Annotated in this window: 20 protein-coding genes and 1 pseudogene; 10 read left to right on the forward strand and 11 right to left on the reverse strand. The window is 70.7% G+C overall.

Going from position 1 to position 21,824, the window contains the following annotated elements:
- The first annotated feature begins 471 nt into the window (after positions 1-471).
- A complete protein-coding gene (locus tag GA0070617_RS07715; RefSeq protein ID WP_229688098.1) occupies positions 472-1,884 on the forward strand; it encodes an SNIPE associated domain-containing protein in 1,413 nt (470 codons plus the stop codon).
- A gap of 138 nt (positions 1,885-2,022) precedes the next feature.
- Here GA0070617_RS07715 and GA0070617_RS07720 read toward each other — a convergent pair whose 3' ends face one another.
- Positions 2,023-2,460, reverse strand: a complete 438-nt coding sequence (locus GA0070617_RS07720) for a hypothetical protein (RefSeq protein ID WP_091435299.1) — start codon at positions 2,458-2,460, stop codon at positions 2,023-2,025.
- Between the two features lie 167 nt (positions 2,461-2,627).
- On the opposite strand from GA0070617_RS07720, the gene GA0070617_RS07725 reads away from it, so the two are divergent.
- Positions 2,628-3,869 carry a hypothetical protein gene (locus GA0070617_RS07725; protein ID WP_091435301.1) on the forward strand — a complete coding sequence of 414 codons (1,242 nt, stop codon included), beginning with the start codon at positions 2,628-2,630 and terminating at the stop codon, positions 3,867-3,869.
- 99 nt (positions 3,870-3,968) lie between these two features.
- On the opposite strand, the gene GA0070617_RS07730 is transcribed toward GA0070617_RS07725, so the two are convergent.
- A complete protein-coding gene (locus GA0070617_RS07730; RefSeq protein ID WP_091435303.1) occupies positions 3,969-4,898 on the reverse strand; it encodes a hypothetical protein in 930 nt (309 codons plus the stop codon).
- Positions 4,899-4,999: 101 nt separating this feature from the next.
- Between GA0070617_RS07730 and GA0070617_RS07735 the strand changes: the two genes are divergently transcribed.
- Both GA0070617_RS07735 and GA0070617_RS30440 read left to right on the forward strand, forming a co-directional pair.
- Complete coding sequence (locus tag GA0070617_RS07735) at positions 5,000-5,902, forward strand: ParA family protein (RefSeq protein ID WP_091435305.1); 903 nt, start codon at positions 5,000-5,002, stop codon at positions 5,900-5,902.
- A 15-nt stretch (positions 5,903-5,917) separates the two neighbouring features.
- Positions 5,918-6,325 carry a hypothetical protein gene (locus GA0070617_RS30440; protein WP_091435307.1) on the forward strand — a complete coding sequence of 136 codons (408 nt, stop codon included), beginning with the start codon at positions 5,918-5,920 and terminating at the stop codon, positions 6,323-6,325.
- On the opposite strand, the gene GA0070617_RS07745 is transcribed toward GA0070617_RS30440, so the two are convergent.
- Positions 6,297-8,498, reverse strand: coding sequence for a HelD family protein (locus tag GA0070617_RS07745; RefSeq protein ID WP_091435309.1), 2,202 nt, complete (start codon positions 8,496-8,498; stop codon positions 6,297-6,299). The two genes, GA0070617_RS30440 and GA0070617_RS07745, sit on opposite strands and share 29 nt — an antisense overlap.
- A gap of 169 nt (positions 8,499-8,667) precedes the next feature.
- On the opposite strand from GA0070617_RS07745, the gene GA0070617_RS30445 reads away from it, so the two are divergent.
- Positions 8,668-8,970: a hypothetical protein gene (locus tag GA0070617_RS30445; protein ID WP_175440462.1), complete on the forward strand. Its 303-nt coding sequence runs from the start codon at positions 8,668-8,670 to the stop codon at positions 8,968-8,970.
- Positions 8,971-9,199: 229 nt separating this feature from the next.
- On the opposite strand, the gene GA0070617_RS29775 is transcribed toward GA0070617_RS30445, so the two are convergent.
- From GA0070617_RS29775 to GA0070617_RS07760, 3 genes are all read right to left on the reverse strand, one after another.
- The gene (locus GA0070617_RS29775; RefSeq protein WP_139135617.1) at positions 9,200-9,406 is read right to left on the reverse strand and encodes a hypothetical protein; all 207 of its coding nucleotides are present in this window, start codon (positions 9,404-9,406) and stop codon (positions 9,200-9,202) included.
- An 82-nt stretch (positions 9,407-9,488) separates the two neighbouring features.
- Positions 9,489-10,238 (reverse strand): 5-formyltetrahydrofolate cyclo-ligase, encoded by a 750-nt coding sequence (locus GA0070617_RS07755; protein ID WP_091435311.1) that lies wholly within the window; start codon positions 10,236-10,238, stop codon positions 9,489-9,491.
- A gap of 536 nt (positions 10,239-10,774) precedes the next feature.
- Positions 10,775-11,011, reverse strand: coding sequence for a GntR family transcriptional regulator (locus GA0070617_RS07760; RefSeq protein ID WP_175440463.1), 237 nt, complete (start codon positions 11,009-11,011; stop codon positions 10,775-10,777).
- A gap of 109 nt (positions 11,012-11,120) precedes the next feature.
- Here GA0070617_RS07760 and GA0070617_RS07765 point away from each other — a divergent pair, with 109 nt between their 5' ends.
- From GA0070617_RS07765 to GA0070617_RS07775, 3 genes are all read left to right on the forward strand, one after another.
- A complete protein-coding gene (locus GA0070617_RS07765) occupies positions 11,121-12,011 on the forward strand; it encodes a helix-turn-helix domain-containing protein (protein WP_091435313.1) in 891 nt (296 codons plus the stop codon).
- A 105-nt stretch (positions 12,012-12,116) separates the two neighbouring features.
- Positions 12,117-12,494, forward strand: coding sequence for a hypothetical protein (locus GA0070617_RS07770; protein ID WP_091435315.1), 378 nt, complete (start codon positions 12,117-12,119; stop codon positions 12,492-12,494).
- Entirely contained in the window at positions 12,494-16,084 is a 3,591-nt protein-coding gene (locus GA0070617_RS07775; protein ID WP_091435317.1) for a caspase, EACC1-associated type, read from the forward strand. The genes GA0070617_RS07770 and GA0070617_RS07775 overlap by 1 nt, the downstream gene beginning before the upstream one ends.
- Positions 16,085-16,156: 72 nt before the next feature.
- On the opposite strand, the pseudogene GA0070617_RS32350 reads toward GA0070617_RS07775, so the two are convergent.
- Positions 16,157-16,336: pseudogene (locus tag GA0070617_RS32350) on the reverse strand (substrate-binding domain-containing protein); the annotation flags it as partial.
- Between the two features lie 64 nt (positions 16,337-16,400).
- The gene (locus GA0070617_RS07785) at positions 16,401-16,886 is read right to left on the reverse strand and encodes a MarR family winged helix-turn-helix transcriptional regulator (RefSeq protein ID WP_091435321.1); all 486 of its coding nucleotides are present in this window, start codon (positions 16,884-16,886) and stop codon (positions 16,401-16,403) included.
- A 119-nt stretch (positions 16,887-17,005) separates the two neighbouring features.
- Between GA0070617_RS07785 and GA0070617_RS07790 the strand changes: the two genes are divergently transcribed.
- Positions 17,006-17,653, forward strand: a complete 648-nt coding sequence (locus GA0070617_RS07790) for an FMN-dependent NADH-azoreductase (RefSeq protein WP_091435323.1) — start codon at positions 17,006-17,008, stop codon at positions 17,651-17,653.
- A 207-nt stretch (positions 17,654-17,860) separates the two neighbouring features.
- Here GA0070617_RS07790 and GA0070617_RS07795 read toward each other — a convergent pair whose 3' ends face one another.
- The 3 genes from GA0070617_RS07795 to GA0070617_RS07805 all read right to left on the reverse strand — a co-directional run bounded on the left by GA0070617_RS07795 (position 17,861) and on the right by GA0070617_RS07805 (position 20,489).
- Entirely contained in the window at positions 17,861-18,661 is an 801-nt protein-coding gene (locus GA0070617_RS07795) for a hypothetical protein (RefSeq protein ID WP_229688097.1), read from the reverse strand.
- A gap of 72 nt (positions 18,662-18,733) precedes the next feature.
- Entirely contained in the window at positions 18,734-19,195 is a 462-nt protein-coding gene (locus GA0070617_RS07800) for an S-adenosylmethionine decarboxylase family protein (RefSeq protein ID WP_091435326.1), read from the reverse strand.
- Positions 19,196-19,223: 28 nt separating this feature from the next.
- The gene (locus GA0070617_RS07805; RefSeq protein WP_091435329.1) at positions 19,224-20,489 is read right to left on the reverse strand and encodes a glycosyltransferase; all 1,266 of its coding nucleotides are present in this window, start codon (positions 20,487-20,489) and stop codon (positions 19,224-19,226) included.
- A 240-nt stretch (positions 20,490-20,729) separates the two neighbouring features.
- Here GA0070617_RS07805 and GA0070617_RS07810 point away from each other — a divergent pair, with 240 nt between their 5' ends.
- Positions 20,730-21,683, forward strand: coding sequence for an aldo/keto reductase (locus GA0070617_RS07810; protein ID WP_091435331.1), 954 nt, complete (start codon positions 20,730-20,732; stop codon positions 21,681-21,683).
- Positions 21,684-21,824 lie beyond the last annotated feature (141 nt).

The following is a 21,824-nucleotide window of genomic DNA, read 5'->3' on the forward strand; positions in this document are numbered from 1 at the left end:
GAAGACGGCACGATCACTTCAACCATCATGCCGCCGACGGGCATGGCGGGGAAGGCTTGCTGTAACGGGCGACGTGGTTCTCGTGCCGTGCAGCCTTCACCGCTCATCCGGCTGGCTCATGTGCGGTGGTCCGGGGTGAGCCACCTCGGACCACCATCAGGGGCCAAGGTCGAGGCGAGACAGGCGGACCGAAGCGCCTCACCAAGCCGGAGGCCTTTCTGTCGGTAATCAGACTGAAGTCCTCGCTCGGGTATCCGTGGTCGGCTGGATGGCTGCTCTGCTGATCTGAGTCGTCGATGTTCGGTCGGCGGCTACGGAGCTACTTTCGTCGGGCAGTCATGATGCCTGGGGAGAGCAATGGGATATCGCTTCAATGCGCCACCGAACTGGCCGACGCCGCCTGCCGGGTGGGTGCCGCCTACGGGTTGGACACCGGATCCTGCCTGGGGCCCTCCTCCGTCGGGGTGGCAGTTGTGGATTCCGGACCTGCCCGCTTCGGCACCGGCGGCACCCGTCGTTCCAGCCGCCGCGCAGGTTGCCAGCGCTCCCGCCGTCGTCCCGCCGCAGCGCAATGGAAGTCCGGACATTCCTCTGTTTGGTGCTCGGGGCAAGGCGCGTGAACTGACCGTGGAGAACGCGCAGCTCCGCAGCGAGCTGGACCAGTCGCGCGTCGAGTTGACGGGCTTGCGGGCGGAGATGGCACGGCTCGGTGTGCTGTCAGCGACGGAGTTGGAGCAGCACCGGGACCGGCTCAGCCGTGAGGTAGCCGACCTGACCGCGAAGGGCAAAGCGCGGAAGGCCGAGCTCGATCGGCATCTGCGCGAGCTCCGGCAGCAGATTGTGGTCACTGAGGAGACGGCGCTGCTGCAGGAAGCTGGGGTCTATCAGTATCGGCATCCCCTGTCGGATGCGGTGGCCTATCAGAGCCAGCTCAGCCAGCTTCAGGACCAGATCAAGGCGATGACCAAGAAGGACGGGGGTGCAGTCAAGGCCGCCACCGGATGGACGGTCAACGGCTCGGCCGCCGAGGGGCGGGTCATGATCCGGGACTTCTCCAAGCTGATGCTCCGTGCCTACAACGCTGAGGCGGACAACCTGGTACGCGGGTTGAAGCCGTACAAGCTCGACTCGGCTGTGGACCGGCTGGGGAAGGTGACGGTCACCATTGCCAAGCTTGGTAAGACGATGCAGATCCGGATTGCCGGGGAGTACCACCGGCTGCGGATCAAGGAGTTGGAACTGACCGCCGATTACCAGGAGAAGTTGGCCGAGGAGAAGGAACGGGACCGGGAGGAGAAGGCTCGGCTGCGCGAGGAGCGACGCGCGCAGCAGGAGATCGAGCGCGAACGCGCCCGGCTCGACAAGGAACGCCAGCACTACGCCAACGCTCTGGTCGCTTTGCAGGCCAAGGGTGATGCCGGCGGTGTCGCCCAGATGCAGGACCGGTTGGCCCAGATCGACACCGCGATCCAGGACGTGGACCATCGGGCTGCCAACGTCCGGGCGGGCTACGTGTACGTGATCTCCAACCTTGGCGCGTTCGGCGAGAAGATGGTCAAGGTCGGCATGACTCGTCGCTTGGACCCGCTGGACCGGGTGCGTGAACTCAGTGACGCCTCGGTGCCCTTCAACTTCGATGTGCACGCCCTGTTTTTCTCCGACGACGCTGTCGGTATCGAGGCGCAGATGCACGCACGGCTGGCTGACCGGCGGGTCAACCTGGTCAACCACCGTCGCGAGTTCTTCTATGCCACCCCGGAGGAGGCCAAGGAGCACCTGCTGGCGTTGACTGGCAGCCTGCTGCAGTACGAGGAGGTCCCAGAAGCCCTGGAGTATCGGCAGAGCCTCACCCAGATCCAGGAACAGCCGGTCATGACCACATGACATGTCTGACCCGCGTGACGACCGGCTTGGGCGCCTTGAGTGTGATCTGTCGGCTCGGATCCCGGGTGGTGCTTGCTGCCGCCGGACCGGTGGACGTGTCCCGACAGGGGCCTGCCGCACTCGGCCGATGGCTTCGGGTCAGGTCCGCCTGCGGCGCGCGATCTCGTCAGAGAGCTGCTGCACACGGGCCGGGTCCGCGTCCCGGGCAAGGGCGACGTAGTGGTCCATGACGGCGGGCCGGTAGCGCACGGGCAACCTCTGTCCTGGGGCGAGTCGGGTGAGCTCGGTGATCGTGAGGTCTTCGTCTGCGATACCGCGGAACGAGATGCCGTCGGCGGTCTCCACATCAAACATCAGGACCACGCGAGGGTTGCTGTTCACCTCCCGCCAGTCGACGAGAACACCGAGCGCAAGCGCCCCCGTACGCAGTTCCGTATTGCGCTTCCGTGCGTCACTGCTCAGGAGCGGGTTCGGGGCGACGCCCGGGAAGTCGGGCCCGACGCCGAGCGACTCCCGACTCAGGTCGGGTCTGAGCTGCGCCATCAGATCGTTGATCTTCTTCTTCGAACCGAACACCCTGTCCCCTCCCTCACGCCGGTGCCGGAATCTCGGCCTGGCGTTTCGCCCTCACCGCGACTGTACGTCGCCGGCCCTTCCCTTCCGGCTCGGCGTCCGGGCCGGGCCGACGTGGCCAGCGTCGGGGCGCGAATCATCGAGGCCAAGGCATCGATCAGCGCGGACCGGTGATCGCCGCACCCGCCACTACCCCGGCCGCCTACCCGCCCATGCTGCATGCCACCAGGGAACTCGTCTTCGCCTCTCTCGACCACGGCGGGAGCATCCGTAGAGCGGGGCCCATCCGGCTGGCGACCGGAAGCGTTGAACCGGACCGACGCCTGCGCCGTTGGGGCTTGATCGGGAGCGACCGTGCCCGGCACCGGCTGGACGGTCGCGCCTCGCAGCACAGCGGAAGGAAGATCATGCCCACAGACCCGACGGACGACTCCGGCTTCCTGGATCTTCTCGACGACCCCTCCGTCAAGTGGCACGCATCCGATGCGTTGGATCTGGGGTTTCTGGACAAAGCCCTCCGTGACGGGCTGCCGGCCTCCTACCGGCGCCCGGGGTCGCAGTGGTGGAGCCGGTGTCTCTCGGGTTCGCCGAGCACGAGTGTCAAGGACGGGCACCCGTTCACCTCCTTCCTCGGCTACACGATGGAGAACTCACGTCTGTCGGTGGCGATCCGGACCGACGAAACCCGTCGCCCAGAACCGGGCCGGCTGTGGTTCCCCGACGAATATCTCACCAACAGTCCTATCCGTCCGGACCAGATCGTGGCGGTTTCCATAAACGACCAGACACTCCACTCACCCCTGTCCACGGTGCGGCCGAGTTCGATGGCACTGGATCTCGACCGGCAACACGACTACCTGCAGGGCAGCATCGACTGGGCGGGACGCATCTGCGGAGGATCCACGGCGGCCAGGCTGCAGCAGGAGTTGCTGCCCCCGCTGGCACCGGGTGACCGCCGATTCAAGATGACGGGCGAGCAGACGGTTGCCCGGCAGATGACTGTTCTCCGCGAGGTCGCGGCCCATCTTCGGAAGGAACTCGGTCGGGAACCGACGGTGGCCGACGCCATCAGGCGCACCATCGACCTGGCCGGAAGCTCGGCCGCTGTCCGGTTCTGGAACGACCGGACCAAGCAGACCCTGGATGACATCAGCTTCCAGGTCCGGCACCCTCAGCCGAACCTGGTGTCCTTGAAGGGGCTGGTCCGGGATCGGCAACGACAGTCAGCCACAGCGACGGCGACAGCCACGGCGTCAGCAACGGCGACGGCTGCGGCCTCACGCCTGCCCACCTTCGGTAGCACCAGCCGTGCCGCTGTCCGGTCGGGTGCCGAACGGCCGGACTTCTTCTCCCGGAGCCGACTCCAGACACTTTTCAACCGAGGCCGAGGAAGCAAGGCACCGACCCCGTAAGGCCCCGCCGCGCTGACCCCGTGAGCCCCCGCCGCGCGTCCACGGCGACCAGGTCGTGTCCTCAGCGGCTGACCGAGTGCGCTGGGCAGGGGCAGCCGGTCAGCTTGGTGGCCTCCGGCCCCCCGCCACCTGACTCGTCGGCCCCGGACAGCCGTCGGAAGGCCAGCCGGAAGAGCACCGGGATGCCCGAGCGGAGCTTGAAGAGGCTGTTGTGCCGTAGCTCGCCGGTGAGCAGCGTCGGCATGATCCGCACCAGCGCCCAGGCGGCGCGTACGTAGTGTCGGCGCTTGAACCTGATCGTGAACAGGAAGCCCAGGCAGAGCAGTTCGCCCCGGCGGAACCGGATCGTCCGGCAGTGCCGCAGCGACGCGAGCCCCTGGCGTTCGGCCTCGGCGAGACAACCTGTTTGGCCGTCAGGGTGGCGTGGCCGAGTTCGACCTGGACGGCCGCCGAGCCCCGGTTCGCGCCCGTCGTCGCCAGCTTCTCGGCCCGGCGTAGGTGGTCGTACGCCAGCTCGAACAGGTGGGCGTTGGCAAGCGGTTCGGAGAGTCGTAGCTGAAGGAACGCGTTGGCCTCGATCTCCTCCGGGCAGAGCTGCTGGTACTCCTGGCCGCGCAGGTAGTGGTGCAGGCAGTCGACGTCCCGGCCGCGCGCCTCGGCGATCCGGCCGAGGTAGTGGAAGGCGGTCGCGAGCCACCGGGCGACCCGTACGTCGGTGTCGGCGGCCGGTGCGAAGGTCACGGCGCGCCGCAGGAGCCGTTCGGCCTCCGCGAGGTCCTGGAAGGAGGTGAACAGGGCCGTTCCCTCGTGGGTGAGCGCACCGCACTCGAAGCGGGGGTCGACCGCGCCGCGCTCCACCCATTCGCGCAGCTGGCGGGAGGTGCGGACCGCGGCGGCGTACCGGCTGATGTTCACCTCGTACGCGCATTTCGCGATCATCGCCGTGCCCCACTCGTCGGTGCCCGGCACGGCGTGGCTGACGGCGGCGGCGATGGCGTCGCCCCGGGCGCGGCTCTGGCGTAACCCCACAGCCGCTTCACGCGTCCATCATGCCCGTCGATGACAAGTCCATTGTCGCCGCTCGCGGAGGGCGGTTCGTTCTGCGATCATGGCTCGATGCGGGGAGTGGCATGAGCATCACGTCCGTGATCAACTACAAGGGCGGCGTCGGCAAGACCACGATCACCGCGAACCTCGGCGCCGAACTCGCCGCCCGTGGCCGCCGGGTGCTGCTGATCGACCTTGACCCGCAGGCCAGCCTCACCTTCTCGTTCTATCCGGCCGCCCAGTGGGAGGCCGAACTCGCGTACGAGAGGACCGTCCTGCAGTGGTTCGGCTCGGTACTGGCCGACGAGCCCACCGCCGCGCTGCACCCGTACGTGCTTACCCCGGAACCGGCCAACGCGCTGCTGCCCGGCGCTGGCCGGCTCGACCTGATCGCCTCCCACCTGCAGCTCGTCGACGTCGACCTGGACCTCGCCGCGGCGCTCGGCGGGTCCCGGTTCCAGCACGGCAGCCCGCACTTCCTGCCGCTGCACCGGGCGCTCGCCGACGCGCTCGCCACCGAGGCGTTCGCCGGGTACGACGACATCCTGATCGACTGCGCGCCCAACTTCACCATGGTCACCCGGACGGCCATCGTGGCCAGCGAGCACATTCTGACCCCGGCGAAGCCGGACTATCTCTCCACGCTCGGCATCGACTACCTGCGCAGCAAGGTCTCCGAGCTGGTCAGCGACTTCAACCGGGTGGCCACCCCCGGTCCGACCATCGACCCGCAGTACCTGGGCGTGGTGTTCACTATGATCCAGTACGCCGGCAGCGCGCCGATCTCCGCGTCCCGCAACTACCTGCGGCTCACCGACAACCTGGAGGTCCCGGTGTTCCGGCAGACCATCCGGGAGAACAAGACCCTGTTCGGTACGGCCGGCGAACGGCACCTGCCCGCCGTGCTCGTGCCGAACGCCAACGACAAGGTGCAGTACGAACTCCAGCAACTGGCAAGCGAGTTCCTGGCCCGTACCCGCGCCTGAGAAGGAGAGCCACCGGTGTCCGACCCCGCCGACCTCGCCCACGCCGTACTCCTGCGGGTGGCGGAGTTCGTCCGCGCGCTCCCCGCCGACCAGCTCGCCGCACTGGCCGACGGCACGGCGAAACTGGCCGTCATCGACAAGGCCCGGCCCGCCGCCCGCCCGGCCGCGGCGGCGTCGCCCGGCGTGGACACCGACCGGGTACGCGCCGACCTCGCGGCGATCGGCGACCGGGCGGCCGGCGCACGCTACCTCGCGGACCTGAAACTCACCGTGGCGAAGCTGCGGGCCCTGGCCAGGGAGCTGGGCATCACGGTGCCCAGCAAGGCCAAGAAGGCCGAGATCGAGCAGGACATCCTGCAGTGGACGGTGGGCCGCCGGCTCGACTCCGCCGCGATCAGTCGTCCGCCGGCTGCCCGGGGCTGACCGCGGCCTGCGGCTGCCCGGGGCTGACCGCGTCCGCCGGCCCGGAGCTGACCGGGTCCGTCGGCCGGAGGGTGGCCCGTACCTGGGTCAGGATGTCGTCCCAGAACGCCGGCGGCGCGGCGCCGCGCAGCTGACCGGCCAGGTGTTCGGCCAGCCGGTGCGCCTCCCGCCTGGTGAACGCCGCGTCCGGCTCGTCGTCCACCGGCGGCCGGGGGCGGGCCGGCGCGTCCAACGGCACCGGGTCGCCGGTGCAGACGATGTCGAGGTACCCGGTGGTACGGGTGAGCGCGACGTAGAGCAGCCGGTGGCCGCGTTCGTCACTGGCCACGATCTCCTCCGGCTCGACCACCACCACCGCGTCGAACTCCAGGCCCTTGGCCTCCTGTGGGCTGATCAGGTTGACCGCGCCGCCCAACTCGCCCCGGTCGGCGCTGCTCCAGGTCATCCCGTTGGCGGCCAGCGCCGCCTCGACCGGCCGCCGCTGCCGGGGCGGACAGACGACGCCGACGAACCGGCCGGCCTCGGCGTGCTCCCGCGCCACCGTGACCGCCCGGCCGGCCAGCTCGGCCAGGCCGACCCGGTGCACGCCGGTCTCCGCCGGCCCGTCCCGGACCACCTCCACCGGCGCCGTACCCGGCGCGGCCACCGACAACAGCGGCACCGCCGTCGCGTACGCCTGCCGGGGTACGCGGTAGCCGTACCGCAGCGGGGTGATCCGGGCCGGGTGCCCGGTCGGCAGGTGGGCGAGCACCTCGTCCCACGAGTCGCGGGCCCAGCTGCCGGTGGACTGGGCGAGGTCACCGACCACGGTCAGGGAGCCGGTGGCGCTGCGCCGGGCCACCGCGCGCAACTGCATCGGGGAGAGGTCCTGCGCCTCGTCCACCACCACGTGGGCGTACCGCCGGCCCGGCCCGTCGATCAGGTACGCCAACTCGTCCAGCAGCGACAGATCCGCCGCCGACCAGGTCTCCCGGGACAGCCGGTCCGCGCCCCGCCGGTGCAGCGCCGCCACCTCCGCCGAGGTGAACTCGTCAGCGGCGGCGGCACGCAGCCGGGCGGTGGAGCCCAGCAGGTCACGCAGGAAACCGGTCGGGTTCTGCTGGGGCCAGAGCCGCTCGACGAGGTTACCGACCGCGTCGGCGCCGGCCGGATCGACGCCGGTCCGGGCGGCCACCAGGGCGGCGAGCCGGTCCCGCAGCAGCTGCCGCCGACCCGCGTACGGCAGGGCGGCGGCCCGCGCCGCGGCGAGCGCCTCGGCCACCTCGACGCCGGGCAGGGTGACGAACCGGCCGCCGACCAGCAACCGCTCCGCCGGGTCCGGCGCGCCGATCCGGGCGTCCAACGCGCGGGCCAGCAGCCCGGCCATCCGGGCCGCACCCTTGATCCGGGCGACCGCATCCCGCTCGGTACGCCCCCGCGGCACGTCCGGGGCGAGCCGGCCCACGTCGCGCAGCTCCACCCCCTCGTCGCCGAGGGCCGGCAGCACCTGGCCGATGTAACGTACGAAGGTCGGGTGCGGCCCGACCACCAGCACGTCGGCGGCGGCCATGTCCGCCCGGTGCTGGAACAACAGCCACGACACCCGGTGCAGCGCCACCGCGCTCTTGCCGGTGCCGGGGCCGCCCTCGATCACCAGCACCTGGTCCCGCGGGGCACGGATCAACGCGAACTGCGCGGCCTGGATGGTGGCCACGATGTCCCGCATACTGCCGGTACGACCACGGGTCAGCTCGGCCAGCAGCTGCGCGTCCACCGCCTCGGCGATCTCGGCCATGATGGTGTCGGTGATGTCCTCGATGGTGTTGCCGGTGCAGGTGAAGGCCCGCTTGCGGCGTACTCCGGCGGGGTTGTCGGGCGTGGCCTCGAACCAGCCGGCGGCGGCCGGCGCGTGCCAGTTGACCACCAGCACCCCGCCGTCGGCGTCCCGGATCAGGTGCCGCCCGACGTACCGGGTCTCGCCCGTCTCGGCGTCGACCCGGCCGAACGCCACCGCCTCGCCCGCCGAACCCAACGCCCGCCGGGCGGTCTCGGCGTAGCGGCGCAGGTGGGCGGCGGCACCGGTGTGGGCGGCGGCGGACGGCAGCTGCCGCAGGTCGTCGCGCCGCCGGTCCCGGTGCTTCGCCGCCGCGTCGAAGTACGCCTGCTCGCTGGCGATGTCGGCTTCCCTGGACACGCAACGCCCCCCTCGTGCCGGTCCGACCGACGGGACTCGGCCGGCCCACCGTACCGGCCGGATCCGACCGCGGACGAGTCGCCGACCGGGCCGGTGAGCGGGCCTCTGCGGCAGATGTCAGGCCCCGACACGGTCCTTCCTTGGCGAACCGCGCCGCGAGGTCGGGGAGGTGCAGGGCGGTGGCCGCCGCAGTGGCGGTGAGCAAGGCGTCGATCGCGAGTTGCGTCATCGGCATGCCCAGGCTCAGGACCTTCGGATTCACGCCGCCCTGGATCTCGTCGACGAACGGTCGAAGCCCGGTGTCGTAGTTGGCCAGCGCGGCCGGCAGATTGTCGGGGTGACGGTTGACCTGACCAGCCAGCACGTAGGCGCCGACGAGTCCACCGGAGACGCCCATGTCGATGTAGGGGGAGGCACAGTGGGCGGCGTCGCCGATGACAACGACCCCCAGGTGTCGATGCGGACCTGGTGACCTCCGTCCCGGATACGACCGTCGGAGGCGATCCGGGGCACGAACCAGTACGCCATGTGGATCCCGGTGCGCCAGTACGGATCCTGACCGCACGGAAGCAGGGCGCGGCGGATGCGGGAGCCCTGCTAGCTCCGCTTGCCGAGTACGGCATCCGCATCTGCCGTTTCCGTCCGTGGCTCGGCGGGTGCTCGCTGGTGCCAGGGTGGTTGGCCGCTGTTCTTCACCTGCCTCAGATTCCACCGACCCCACCCGCACCGCTGCCCGCGCTGCCATCGCTCGGGTTCCGGTGCTCGTCGAGTCGTCTGCGGGCTTCGGTGGAGGCCTGCAAGTTACGAATCTGGCCCTCGTCGAGGGCTGCCTTGCGCTGCGAACGACGCCACAGCGAGACCGCTGCAACGACCACGACCCCGATGATCAGAACTACGAGCCAACGCATGTCGACCTCCGCCGGGTGAGCGACCGTAAGCCCGATTGACCGTCCGTGCGCCAATCGCTGCTTTCAGTATGCGCGGCTCCGGTCAGGTGGACGGCATGCCGGCCCGGTGAGCGGGGTTGGACAGGGCGGGGATCTGGTCGAGCTGGTCGGGGCGGAGGTGGGGCGCGACGATCCCGGAGAGGGCTTTGCGTCGTGGCGGGAAGCTCAGGACCTCGTGTGGGGTGACGGCGAGGTCGACCGGAAAGTCGTGGCCTGCGTGGGGTAGCGCCTCGTCGAGGAGTTGCCCCTGGTGGATGGTGGTGGCGATGACGGTGTCGGCAGTGGCGAGGCCCGCGTCGGCGAGCAGGGCGGCTTCCAGGTCCGCGTAACCTGCCCCTTTGCCGATCCGGACACCGTCGCGTCGGCTGATGGCGACGCTACCGCAGACGATCAGGTCGATGGGCTGCATCTCGTCCGGGCCCACGGTGGGAGCGACCTCCGGTGCTCCGGCGCTGGTCGCGGCGATGTCGAACGGCGCGTCCAAGGTGGCGGGGTCGAGAAGGTAGAAGGGCTTGGGCGCGGCGAGGCGTGGTACCGCCAGGTAGAGCAGTTTGCCGTCCTGGAGCGCCCGCACTCGGACGGGAAGTTGGGCGCGGTCGGGGTTGCACTTGATCACCCGTGCCGCCTTCCAGGCATCCAGGGCGGCGAGCCGGTCGGCTGCGGCGTCCTTGCCGACGAAGTCGGGGATGTGTCCGTGTACCCCGGCGGGGGCGGCGTTCTCACGTTCGAGGAGGTCCCAGACATGCTGTCGGACGGCCTGCTTGGCATGGTCGATCTCGGCGAGGCTGCTCACGCGGTGGCTCCTACGGGGTGATCAGGGTGAGGAGTCGGTCGTTGACGTCCTGGACGGCGGGTTGGTCCCGCCAGGAATGTAGTTGGCGTGCCGCGCCGCAGGCGAGATCGATGCCCCCTCCGGCCCGGATTCCTTCGATCGCCGATCGTCGATCATCGGCGGAGGCAGGCTGCGGCTTCGACCTGGCGTGGCGCGATGGTGAACCTTGCCCAGGACGACGGCGATGAGTCGTCAGGCGTCCTCCAGCACAGCGTTCACCCCATCGGCCCTGCTCAGAAACCGCCAGCGATCCGTTGAAGTGACCCGGGCAGGTGTAGATCTTGGACACTTACCGTCCAAATAGAACGGTAAGTGTCCAAGATTCACTTCAAGGCACGGTGCCGGCGGTGGTGTGGGGCCGGTTGATCGGCCTCAAGGGTGGTGGGTCGGCGGGTGCTCAAGGCCGTTGTTCGGTCCCCGGGAGACGCCCAGGCGATCCGGAAGCTCGGCGCTTCCGTGGAACCTCCGCCGTCGGCCGGCCCTCGCCTGGTGCAGCGCTATGCGCTTTCGTCGCGAGTGTCGGTGACGAAGACGCCCACACCCTGCCGGCCCTCCAGGACGCCTGCCTCAAGCAGGATGTCGATGGCCTTGCGGACCGTGACGCCCGAGGTGTCGTACTGCTCGGCGAGTTCCCGGGTGGTCGGGAGCTTGTCGCCGGGCTTAAGGACGCCTGCGGCGATCTTGGCTTGGATCTCCCGTCGGATCCTTCGCCACAGCGGCTCGTAGGGCACCATGGCCGGAGTTCACCACAGCTCTCGTCCGGTCTTGCCGCCTATGCCTTTCTTAGCTTGAAAGACTTGTTTGGTTGTAAACTGCCATCGAGCAGCGAAACGACGAGGGGAGGTGACCGTGGAGCTGACCGGGGATGGGGCGTCGAGCGTGCCCCGTCGGGCGTTGGGGCGGGCGCTGCGGGAGTTGCGGACCGAGGCGCGGATGACCCTGGAGGGAGCGGCCGGGGCGTTGGGGTGGAGTCGGCACAAGGTGTGGCGGGCCGAGAGCGGCGTCGGCCCGGCCCGTGGGGTGGACGTCCGGGTCATGTGCGAGCTGTACGAGGCGCGTACCAGGTTGACCTCGGCTTTGGTCGCACTGGCGGGGGAGACCGGGGCGAAGGGCTGGTGGCTCGCCTACGGTGGCGCGATCCCCGACTGGTTCGACCTCTACGCCGGCCTGGAGGCCGCCGCCGGCCGACTCCGCGAGTACCAGGACGTCCTGGTCCCCGCCCTGCTCCAGACCCGCGAGTACGCGACGGTTGCCTGCCGGCATCGGCCCGACGGTGAGCGGGAAGGGGTGGTCGGGGCGCGGCTGGCGCGACAGTCCCTGCTGCGGCGGCGGTCGCCCGCGCCGCCTCGGTTGGCGGTGGTGTTGTCGGAGGCGGTGCTGATGCGGGTCGTGGGTGACCCGGCGACCATGGCGGGCCAGTTGCGGCAGCTGCTGGCGGTGGGTCGGCTGCCGCACGTTTCGGTTCGGGTGTTGCCGTTGGCCGCCGGGCCACATCGGGGTGCGGTCGCGGGGGCGTTCGTGCTGCTCGACTTCCCACCGGGCAACCGGGGCGAGCCCGAGGCTCCGGTGGTCTACCAGGAGTCGTTGAGCGGTGCGCTCTATCTCGACCGCCCGAAGGAGTTGGCCGCGTACGAACGGGTCTGGGCCAGCCTCGACACCCTCGCCCTCGACCGGGACCAGTCGGCCCAACTCATCGGCAAGGCCCTTGACGAACTGGACCTTGATGAATGTTGATCGGGCGCCGCCTGACCGACGGTCTTCGATCGGCAAGCCGACAGTCGAGACTCCGACGCGTCCTTCTTCCATAGGTTGGTCAACACCGCTCTGACAGGAGGTTGGATGTCCCACGTCCGCATTCGGATCGACTTCACTTCGCTTGTCGACGACGACGAGTTCGTGCTCGGTGAGCTGACCGACGAACTGGCGGACGACCTCCGCGACATCGGCGAGGTGGAACGCGTCGAGCTCGCCACCGGCCCGGATGCCAAGGGCGTCGCCGAGTTGGCGCTCGGTGTCGTCACCGTGCTGGCGGGCGCTGATCCCGGCTACCTGCAAGCGCTGGTCGACGTGGTCCTGGCCTTCCTGCGACGGCATTCCGGCCGTCGGGTTCACCTGCGGGTCGGTGACATCGAGTTGACCATCGACCGGCCCACCCCTGGCCAGACCGATGAACTGGTCAGCACGGTGCGGGCCGCGATCGAACGGACCCGCCCCTGATGGGACGGCACGCCCTGCTGATCGGCACGGCCACCTGCCAGGTCGACCGCGAACTTGCGCCCCTTCCATCGGTACGACAGGACGTGGCGCAACTCAAGGCGCTGCTCGACGGTGCCGGTGAGTTCGACACGGTACGCGCCGAACTGGACCTGCCAGCGGCGCGGCTGCGTCAGGTCGTCGAGGAGTTCTACGGCGCGCGGCGTACGGGTGACCTGGCCCTGCTCTACTACTCCGGCCATGGGGTGCTGCACGGTGACGGTCAGTCGTTGTTCCTGGCCGCGACCGACACGGTAAGCGGGCAGTTGCACGCGACGGCGTTCGACGCCGACGGCATGCTGCGTCATCTGCTCAACGACACCAAGGCCAGCCAGAAGGTGGTTCTCCTCGACTGTTGCTTCTCCGGCGCGTTCACCGCCCGGCACCGGTTCCGGGGCGGAGTGCGGGAAGAACCGCGCCGGCTGAAGCGTCAGCGCGGCACCTTCGTGTTGACCTCGAGTACGCACCTGAAGGCGTCGAAGGCACAGGGGCCGGACCACCCGTCGGTCTTCACCGAGGTGCTGCTCAACGGTCTGCGGGGTGAGGCCGCGGGCCCGGCCGACGACGGTTGGATCACCACCAACGACCTCTCCCGGTACGCCCCGACGGAGATGGCCCGGCGTCGCCAGCACACTCCGGTCGAGTCGAGTGAGGGCGTCACCGAGCCGATCCGACTGGTGACGGTGCCCGGTTCCGCCGCTGCGGCGAAACGGGTCACGGCCGTCACCTCGAGCCCGGCGGACGAGGCACCCTTCGACGCGGACCAGTGGCGTCGGCTGGTGACCTACTACATCAACTGCATGCGACGGTCGAGCGTGCTGCAGTCCCTCGTCGATCCGCGGGCCGCCGGGACGTTCGTCGCGGCACCGCCGGGATCCGAGGCGGTCTTCACCTCCGTCACGCCCGTCAAGCTGGGCGGTTCGGCGGCCGGGCTCGCCGCCCGGGCCCGCGCCGACGGCCGGGAGTTGCAGTACGGCTACCCGGTCGCCGTCGTCCGGCCGACCCGTCACAAGCCGCTCCGGTTCGCTCCGCTGCTGGTCTGTGACGTCACCGTCGGCGCGGACGACGTGCTGCACGCCTCCTTCCCGCCCCGCCCCAGCGCCGCACTCGTCGACCTGTTCCAGCTCTCCGAAGTGGAGGGCGACGAGCTGCTGCAGCGGGTCGAGCAGGCCTTCACACCGGGTGATCCCGCCGCCCTCGCCGCCACCGTCGACGTGCTCGTGCAGACGTTCGGGTTGAGCCCGGTGACGGAGCTGGACCCGGCCGCGCTCGTCGGCACCATCCGACCGGGACAGGTGAACGGGGTGCAGAACGCCGCGATCCTGTACACCGTCGACGCCGCCGAGTCGCCCCAGCGGCAGCTCGTCGAGGATCTCCGGGGGATGGTCAGGAACCCCGGGCTCATCGAGCGTACGGCGCTGGGCGCGCTGGCTCTGCGACCGGACGAGGTAGCCCCGACGCCGGTTGTGACGGTGGCGATGAGTGCGGCGAACGAGGCGCAGGAAGAGATCATCCAGGCGGCGATGGCACAGCCGTTGACGGTGGCCCAGGGGCCGCCGGGCACCGGTAAGAGTCAACTCGTCACGGCCCTGTTGGCCACCGCCACCGCCGCCGGTCAGAGTGTGCTGATCGGCTCCACCAGCAACCAGGCCGTCGACTCGGTGCTCGACCGGGTGACCGACCTGATCGGCCCGGGCCTGTTGGTGCGCACCGGCAACAAGGACCACCGGATGCAGGAACCGAAGCACCTCGCCGACATCCTGGCGGCGTATCCACCGGCGGAGTTGCCCGGCACACCGGAGGACCGGACACCCCTGCACGAGCTGCGGCTCCTGGCGGAGGAGGCGGCCGACCTCCGGGCGACGCTTGACGAGCGGCGGTTGCTCGAACGGGACCTGGCCGACCTGGCCGTCGAGCGTGGCGGCGAGCCAGCCACCGGTGCGGCTGCGCTGCCCGCCGACGACCCGGCGCTGGCGCGTCTCGTCCGGCTGACCGACCGGGCGCTGGCCAGCAGGTGGTTCGGCTGGTGGTACCGGTGGCGGCTGCGTTCGTACCAGGTCGTCGACCGGCACGCCGTCGAGGTACTCGCCGAACGGGCGGTTCTCGAGCTGCGCTGGCGGGAACTCCGACGGCTCCTCGCGGAGCTGCCTGACGCGGAGACCTCCTGGCGGCGGTTGGTCGACATCACCGGCACCGAGCGGCCCGCCCTCAGCATCGACCTGCTGCGGGACCGGATCGCCCGACGGGTGGCTGCCGGAGCACGGCTGCTCCAGGATCGCTCCGACGAGATGTCCAAGCCGCAGTCGGACAGCTGGGCGTACTTTCCGGAGCTGCTACGGGTGCTGCCGGGCTGGGCGGTGACTGCCCTGTCCGCTCGGCGGCTGAGGAGCAGCCCCGCGATGTTCGACCTCGTGATCATCGACGAGGCGGCACAGTGCACGGTTCCCGCGATCCTGCCCATGCTCTTTCGGGCCAAGCGGGCACTGCTCATCGGCGATCCCCGTCAGCTCGCACCCGTGGTGGACCTGCCGGAGACCGAAGACGTCACCGAACGTGCCCGAGCGGCACTCAGTACCGGGTGGCTGACCGCCCGGCGGTTGACCTACACGGCCCATTCCGCGTACGACGCGTTCGCCTCCGCTGCGGGCTCCACGCATCTCCTCGACGAGCACTACCGGTGCCACCCCGACATCGTGGAAGTGCCGAATCGGGAGGTCTACCAGGGGCGGCTCACCGTGCTGACGGACCCGGCCCGGCTGGTCGCCCCGACCGATCCGGCGGTGCGCTGGCGCGACGTGCCCGGACGGTTCAGCCTCGGGCCGTCCGGATCAGGGTTCAACCAGATCGAGATCGAGGCTGTCGTCGCCGAGGTCGCCGGCCTGCGAAGTGCGCATCCGAGGGCCTCGATCGGGGTGGTAACGCCGCTCGCCGCGCATCAACGGCAGCTGGCCGCGGCCCTCCGCGACGCCGGTCTCACCGACAACCTGCTCTGCGCGACGATCCACCGGTTCCAGGGCAGCGAACGGGACGTCATGGTCGTCTCGCCGGTCGGAGCGCACGGCGTTCCGGACCGTACCCGGGGCTGGCTGGTGCACCAGACCAACTTGTGGAACGTCGCCATCACCCGGGCGCGATCCCAGCTCGTCGTGGTCGGCGACCGGTCGTGGTGGTCGGGTCAACGTGGCCTGCTGACCGCCCTGGCCCTGTTCCGTGAGGTCGCCGACGCCCGACCCGCCGCTGCGACCGGGCCGGCGGACCGACTGCACCTTGTCCTCCGGAACGCGAATGTGCGCGTGCGACGCGACGTCTCCGTGGCCGGGTGGGCAGCCGATCTCGTGGTGAGTCAAGGGGATGCCGAGCTGGGTGTCGTCGTCGACGATCCGTTGGGCGACCCGGATGGTCGGGGGCTACGCCGGGTGTTCGCCCGGCTCGACCTCAACAGTGGTGCCACGCCTGTCCGTCGGGTGCCCGCCTGGCGCTGCCTGGCCGAACCGGAGCAGGTGGCGGCAGAGTTGACCGGCGATCTGCGTCGGTCCAGGCGGCACGAAGGGTGAGGTGACCAGCGCCCACGAGCTCGCCCCGCTCACCTCACCGGGGCGGGGCCGGTGGATCCCCGCAGCAGGCCGGCCCTGCCGTTCCCGGTCGACGCTGACGGTCGACAGGGCCGGACGCGTGCAGCGGCCGATCTCGTCGTCGTCCCAGCCGAAGACGCTGATCTGTCCCGGCACGTCGATGCTCAGGCTCCCGTCTTCCTCCGAGCTCGCCTTGCTCTCTCCGTGCCCGACCGGCGTGTAGATCTTGGACACTTACCGTTCTATTTGGACGGTAGGTGTCCAAGACTCGCTGCGGGGCCCGCTTCGGGCGTGCTGGTCAGCAGGGGCGGGTGTCCGGGTCGGCGGCGTCGGCTACCTGCCGGGTGACGTGGTAGGCGACCTCACGCAGTACCTCGATCTGGTGCGGGGTGAGGCCGTCGATGACGTAGCGGCGGACGGCGGTGACGTGGCCGGGGGCGGCGGTGACCACCAGGTCCCAGCCGGCGTCGGTGAGCGCGGCGGTGGTGTAGCGGGGGTTCTCCGGGTCGGGCTGGCGGCGCAGCAGCCCGCGTAGTTCGAGGCGTTTGACGACGTTCGACAGGCGGGACAGCGAGCTGCTGACCTCGGCGGCCAGCTCGCTCAGGCGGCGGGTCCGCCCGGGTGACATGGACAGGATGCTGAGCACGAAGTAGTCGAAGAGGGTGAGGTTGTTGTCCCGCAGGAGCTGGGCATCCAGCGCGCTGGGCAGCTTGAACACCAGCTTGGCCAGGGCGATCCAGGCCTCGGTCTCCTGCTCGGTCAGCCAAGCGGGTTCGTCCGGCATGCGGCCAGTCTACGGCCGCGCTTCAATCATGAAGTGAGCCGCGTCTCAGTGGGTTCAAGCTTGAACGTCGGGGGTCTAGGCTCTGGTTCAAGGTTGAACTTCGACGTCTGGGAGTGACAGTGACCTTGTTCCGGTTGGACGCCAGCATCCGTACACACGGCTCGGCGAGCCGCGAGATCGCCGACATCGTGGAGCAGGAGTGGCGGGACAGCCACCCTGGTGACACCGTCGAGCGGCGGCACATCGGCGTGGACACCCTGCCGGCGGAGGCCTGGGCGGCGGCGGTCACCGCCGGCGCGACGCCGGCCGAGGAGCGGACCGAAGAGCAGCGCGACGCCGTCGCCCTCGCCGCGACGCTGGTGGACGAACTCGTTGCCGCCGACGCCATCCTGTTCGCCGTGCCGCTCTACAACTACGGCGTGTCCCAGCACTTCAAGACGTACGTCGACCTGATTCTCGCCGACCCGCGGGCGAACGGGGTCCCGTTCCTCGCCGGCAAGCCGGCCGTGCTCGCCATGGTGCGCGGTGGCGCGTACGGTGCCGGCACGCCCCGGGAGGGCTGGGACCACGCCACGCCCTACCTGCGCCGCATCGTCGCCGACTGCTGGGGCGCCGACCTGACCGTCATCGAACGCGAGTTCACCCTGGTCGGGGTCAACCCCGCCCTCGACGCCTTCACCGACCAGGCCGCCGACCTGCACGCCGAAGCCGTACGGGCCGCCCGGGAGGCCGGTCGCGCCCTGGGCGCGCTGCCCGTCACCGCCTGAGCCACCGGGCGGGCCGGGCGGGGCTCCGGCGCGAGGTCAGCGGGCGGGGCTCGGTCAGTGGGTGGCCGGCGGCCCGGGTCAGCGGGTGAGGTCGCGGGCCAGGTGCGCGGGGCGCAACGTCATGGTCGCCCATCGGGCGCGGTCAGTGCCGCCCGCGCCCCTATCCGACGCGCCGGCGGGACAACCACCGGATGGTGCCGGGAGGGGTCAGCGGGGCGGCGAGACGTAGAGGCCGGTGCCGCAGCCGGTCTCGCCCGGCTCCAACCAGATCCGGTCGTACCCGGGGGAGACGATGTCGCCGTCGGGCTTCCGGACCATCAGCAGGCACTCCCGCTCGACGGGCACGCCGACCGCGGCGACGAGAGCCCCCTGGTGGACGACCGTGTCGACGGTGATGTGTTCGGCGGGAAACGCCTTGCGTACCCGCTCGGCGAGGGTGTCGGGGGTGGCCCCGCGCAATGCCGCGGTGAGCCGCTTCCGGCCGTCCTCGGGCAGGCGCGGCACCGGCGCGGCGCTGGGCACCGGCGGATCGGCGACCGCCGGACAGTCGATCTCGTCGTACGTCGCGTACGCGTTGAGCCGGAGCAGGTAGCGGTAGCAGCGGGTGGCCTGGCCGGCGGAGTTGCCCCGGTCGCTGTAGACGCTCCCCGACTCGGCCACCTCGACGACGATCCGGACGTCGATGGTGGCCTGCTCGCTGCCGGACGTGCGACCGGACCAGCTCAACGGCTGCCGGCGGGTGACGATGGTGCCGGCCGGCACCTCCTCGGCGATCTCGGTCGCGGCGATGTACTCCGCGTCGCGGATCCGGTTGCGGTAACCAAGATCGTCACCGAGCTGCTCCGCCTCGCTCGCCGCCGCCTCCCGGGCCACCGCGTCACCGTCGCGGCGGGACATCGCGCACCCGCTCACCGCCAGGCCGACCACGATCGCCACGGCGGCCAGGGCGGATCGGCGTACCCGGGTCGGTCCCGGCGGCTTCCGCGTCGGGACCGACGACTCAGACATCGACATTCGTACCCCCGTTCACCGACCCACGGTAGCGCCTGGGTAGCCACTGTGGAGTCCCGGTCAGTCCTCTCATCCGTGGCGTTGAGCGCGCCAGAGCCGGGTGGCCGGGCCGAGGGCGCGGGGCCAGTTCTCGCCCCGGCGGGTCAACGAGCGCTCGTTGATCTCGAAGTCACCGACCAGCCGGCCCAGCTCGTCCAGCACGTCGGCCTCCCGGAACGGCTTGCAGGAGAAGATGTTGACGAATACCTGGCGCAGCCCGGGGTAGGTGTGGATCGCCGCGTGCGACTCGGCGAGGATCACCACCGCCGACTTGCCGGCCTGCTGTGGTGGCCCCTCCTCGGTGGCGACCAGCGGGCCGGCGATCACCGTCATGCCGATCCGGGCGACCAGATCGAGCATGAAGGTGTGCAGGGCGTCGCCGTCGTCCAACGCGCGGGTGTCGGTCACCTCCGACAGCCGGAGGGTCAACTCGTCGCCGTAGTGGTCGTCGTGACGCAGCGCGGTGCGGTGGGCGAGGTAACGCTGACGCATCGGGATCTCCTCCTCGTGGTTGCCGGTCTCAGCGGGCCAGGACGGCCAGCCGGCTCGGGGTGGCGGTCAGTTCCTGCATGATCTCGACGACCCGCGCCGCACCGCCCGTCGCCGACCCACCCGCCGTCAGACCGGCGGCCGTCGTCAGGCTGGCACCGGCCAGGCCGGCGCCGGCCGGGGTGACAGGGGCCGGGGTGGTGCGGGCCGCGCGGGCGGCGGCGGCCTGCCGGACCAGGTGCCGCAGCCGCTCCGGCCGCCAGTCGTCGGCGGCGCAGTTGGCGGCCAGCCCCTGCCGGGCCAGCATGTCGGCGAAGTACTCGCGCTCCGGGTCACCACCGGCGAAGACGATCAGCGGTACGCCGGCACGCATCCCGCTGGCCAGGGTGCCCCGGCCGCCGTGGCAGATCAGCGCGCCGGCCCGGCCGAGCAGGTCACGCAGCGGCAGCAACGGCCAGAGCTGCACGTTGCCGGCCGGCGACACCCTCGGCCCGGCCCCGTCGGAGCGGCCGGCGGCGATCAGCACGTCCACCGTCGTGCCCTCGAAGGCCGCCAGGCAGTGCCGGTGGTACCAGTCGGCGTCCATCGGTGGTCCGCTGGAGTAGGCAAGCACCCCGGTGTGTCCCGGCCGGGGCCAGTCCGGCGGGCCGGCGGCGAGACCCCGGTCCAGGGTGGTGGCGGTCAGCGGACCGAGGTACTCGCCGGTGCTGTGCAGGCCGACCAGCGGGTCCATCCGTGGGGTGAGCGGATAGACCAACCGGGTGCTCCAGTCGAAGAGGACCTCCGACAGCGACATCGCCTCCGGGTGTCGGGTGCGGCGCAGCGCGGGGCGGAACGCCGCCAGCGCCCGGGTGTCCATCGGCTGCCAGCCGTCGCTGCCGCGACCGAAGGAGAGGTGGTCGGGCCAGGTCACCGGGGAGACCACCGGGATCCCGGCCAGCGCCCCGGCCACCACGGTGGTCAGGTCGTAGTCGTGGAAGAGCACCTGGACGTCGTACTCGCGGAACTGTCGCAGTTGGGCGGCGAGTACCGTCTCCACCAGGTCACGGTCGGCGTAGGCGGACCGGGACAACAGGTCGTCCAGGCGCAGCACCGGGTCGTCCGGGTACGCCGCCCGCGTCGGCCCGGGGATCGGCACCGCCGGCACGCCCAACCGGTCGAGGATCGGCTGGAAGTGTGGCGCGGCGAACAGCACCGGGGTGTGACCCGCGTGCCGGACCGCCTCGTGCACGGCGAGCACCGTGGAGACCGAACCCAGTCCGTACGACCACACCCCGGGTACGAGACCGACCCGCATGACGGCCTCCCTTCGTCCGAAACGGCTTCCGACTTGGTGGCGAACGACTCGGTGTTGCCTGGCGAACGTATGGCCGGCCGGACGAGCCGGACAAGGTGGCGGGTCGTAGCCGTCGGCGGGAATGCACCCCAGGTCCCATTCCGCATCAGCACAAGGTCGTAGATATTCGTCCGGGGCCCGTTTTCCACAGTCGTCGTCCCTATTCTGTGGCCGACGGATCCGCCCATCCTTGGAGGACTGATGAGGCAACGTGAGCTTTCCGGTGGCCCGGGAATCCAGATCAGCCAGCTCTGCCTCGGCGCCATGTCGTTCGGCACCGAGATCGACGAGGAGACCTCGTTCGCGATCCTGGACCGGTTCGTCGAGGCCGGCGGCACCACGATCGACACCGCGAACTGCTACGCGTTCTGGGTGCCCGGTGGCTCCGGTGGGGAGAGCGAGACGGTGCTCGGCCGCTGGCTGGCCAGCCGGGGCGGCCGGGACGACCTGGTGCTGGCGTCGAAGGTCGGCTCCGGCCTGGCGGCCGACGGCGGGGCCGAGGGGCTCGGCGCGTCGGTCATCCGCGAGCAGCTCGCCGGGTCGCTGCGCCGGCTCGGCGTCGACCACCTGGACCTGTACTACGCGCACCGCGAGGACCGGCAGACCCCGGACGAGGAGACCCTGGCCACCTTCCACGAGGCGGTGACCGAGGGCAAGGTACGGGTGCTCGGGGCCAGCAACCACGCCGCCTGGCGGCTGGCCGAGACCCGGGCGTTGGCCTCGGCCCGGGGCTGGACCCCGTACACCGCCGTGCAGCAGCGCTACTCGTACCTGCTGCCCCGGCCGGCGACCGCGCTGCCCGAGGGTGGGCACGTGCACGCCAGCGACGAACTGCTGGACCTGGTACGCAGCCGCGACCTGACCATGTTCGCGTACAGCACCCTGCTCTGGGGCACCTACACCCGGGCGGACAAGCCGCTGCCGGAGCACTACGAGCACCCGGGCACCGAGCGGCGGCTGCGGGTGCTGGGCGAGGTGGCCGCCGAGCTGGCCGCCACCCCTAACCAGGTGGTGCTGAGCTGGCTGATGGGCGGTGAGCCGTCGATCGTGCCAGTCGTCGGGGTCAGCTCGGTGGCGCAGCTGGACGAGTGCCTCGCGGCGACCGACCTGAAGCTGCCGACCGAGCTGCGCCAGCGCCTCGACGAGGCGGTCTGAGCGGAGACCCGGACCGCTACGGGCAGGGGACGCGATCGCGTCCCCTGCCCGTAGTCGTGGCCGACCGACCGCACCCCGGCACCCCGCTCCGGCGAGGAGCAGGGCCGACCGACCGCACCCCGGGACCCCGCTGGCCGGCCG

This window comes from Micromonospora yangpuensis, from assembly GCF_900091615.1.
Lineage (GTDB): Bacteria > Actinomycetota > Actinomycetes > Mycobacteriales > Micromonosporaceae > Micromonospora > Micromonospora yangpuensis.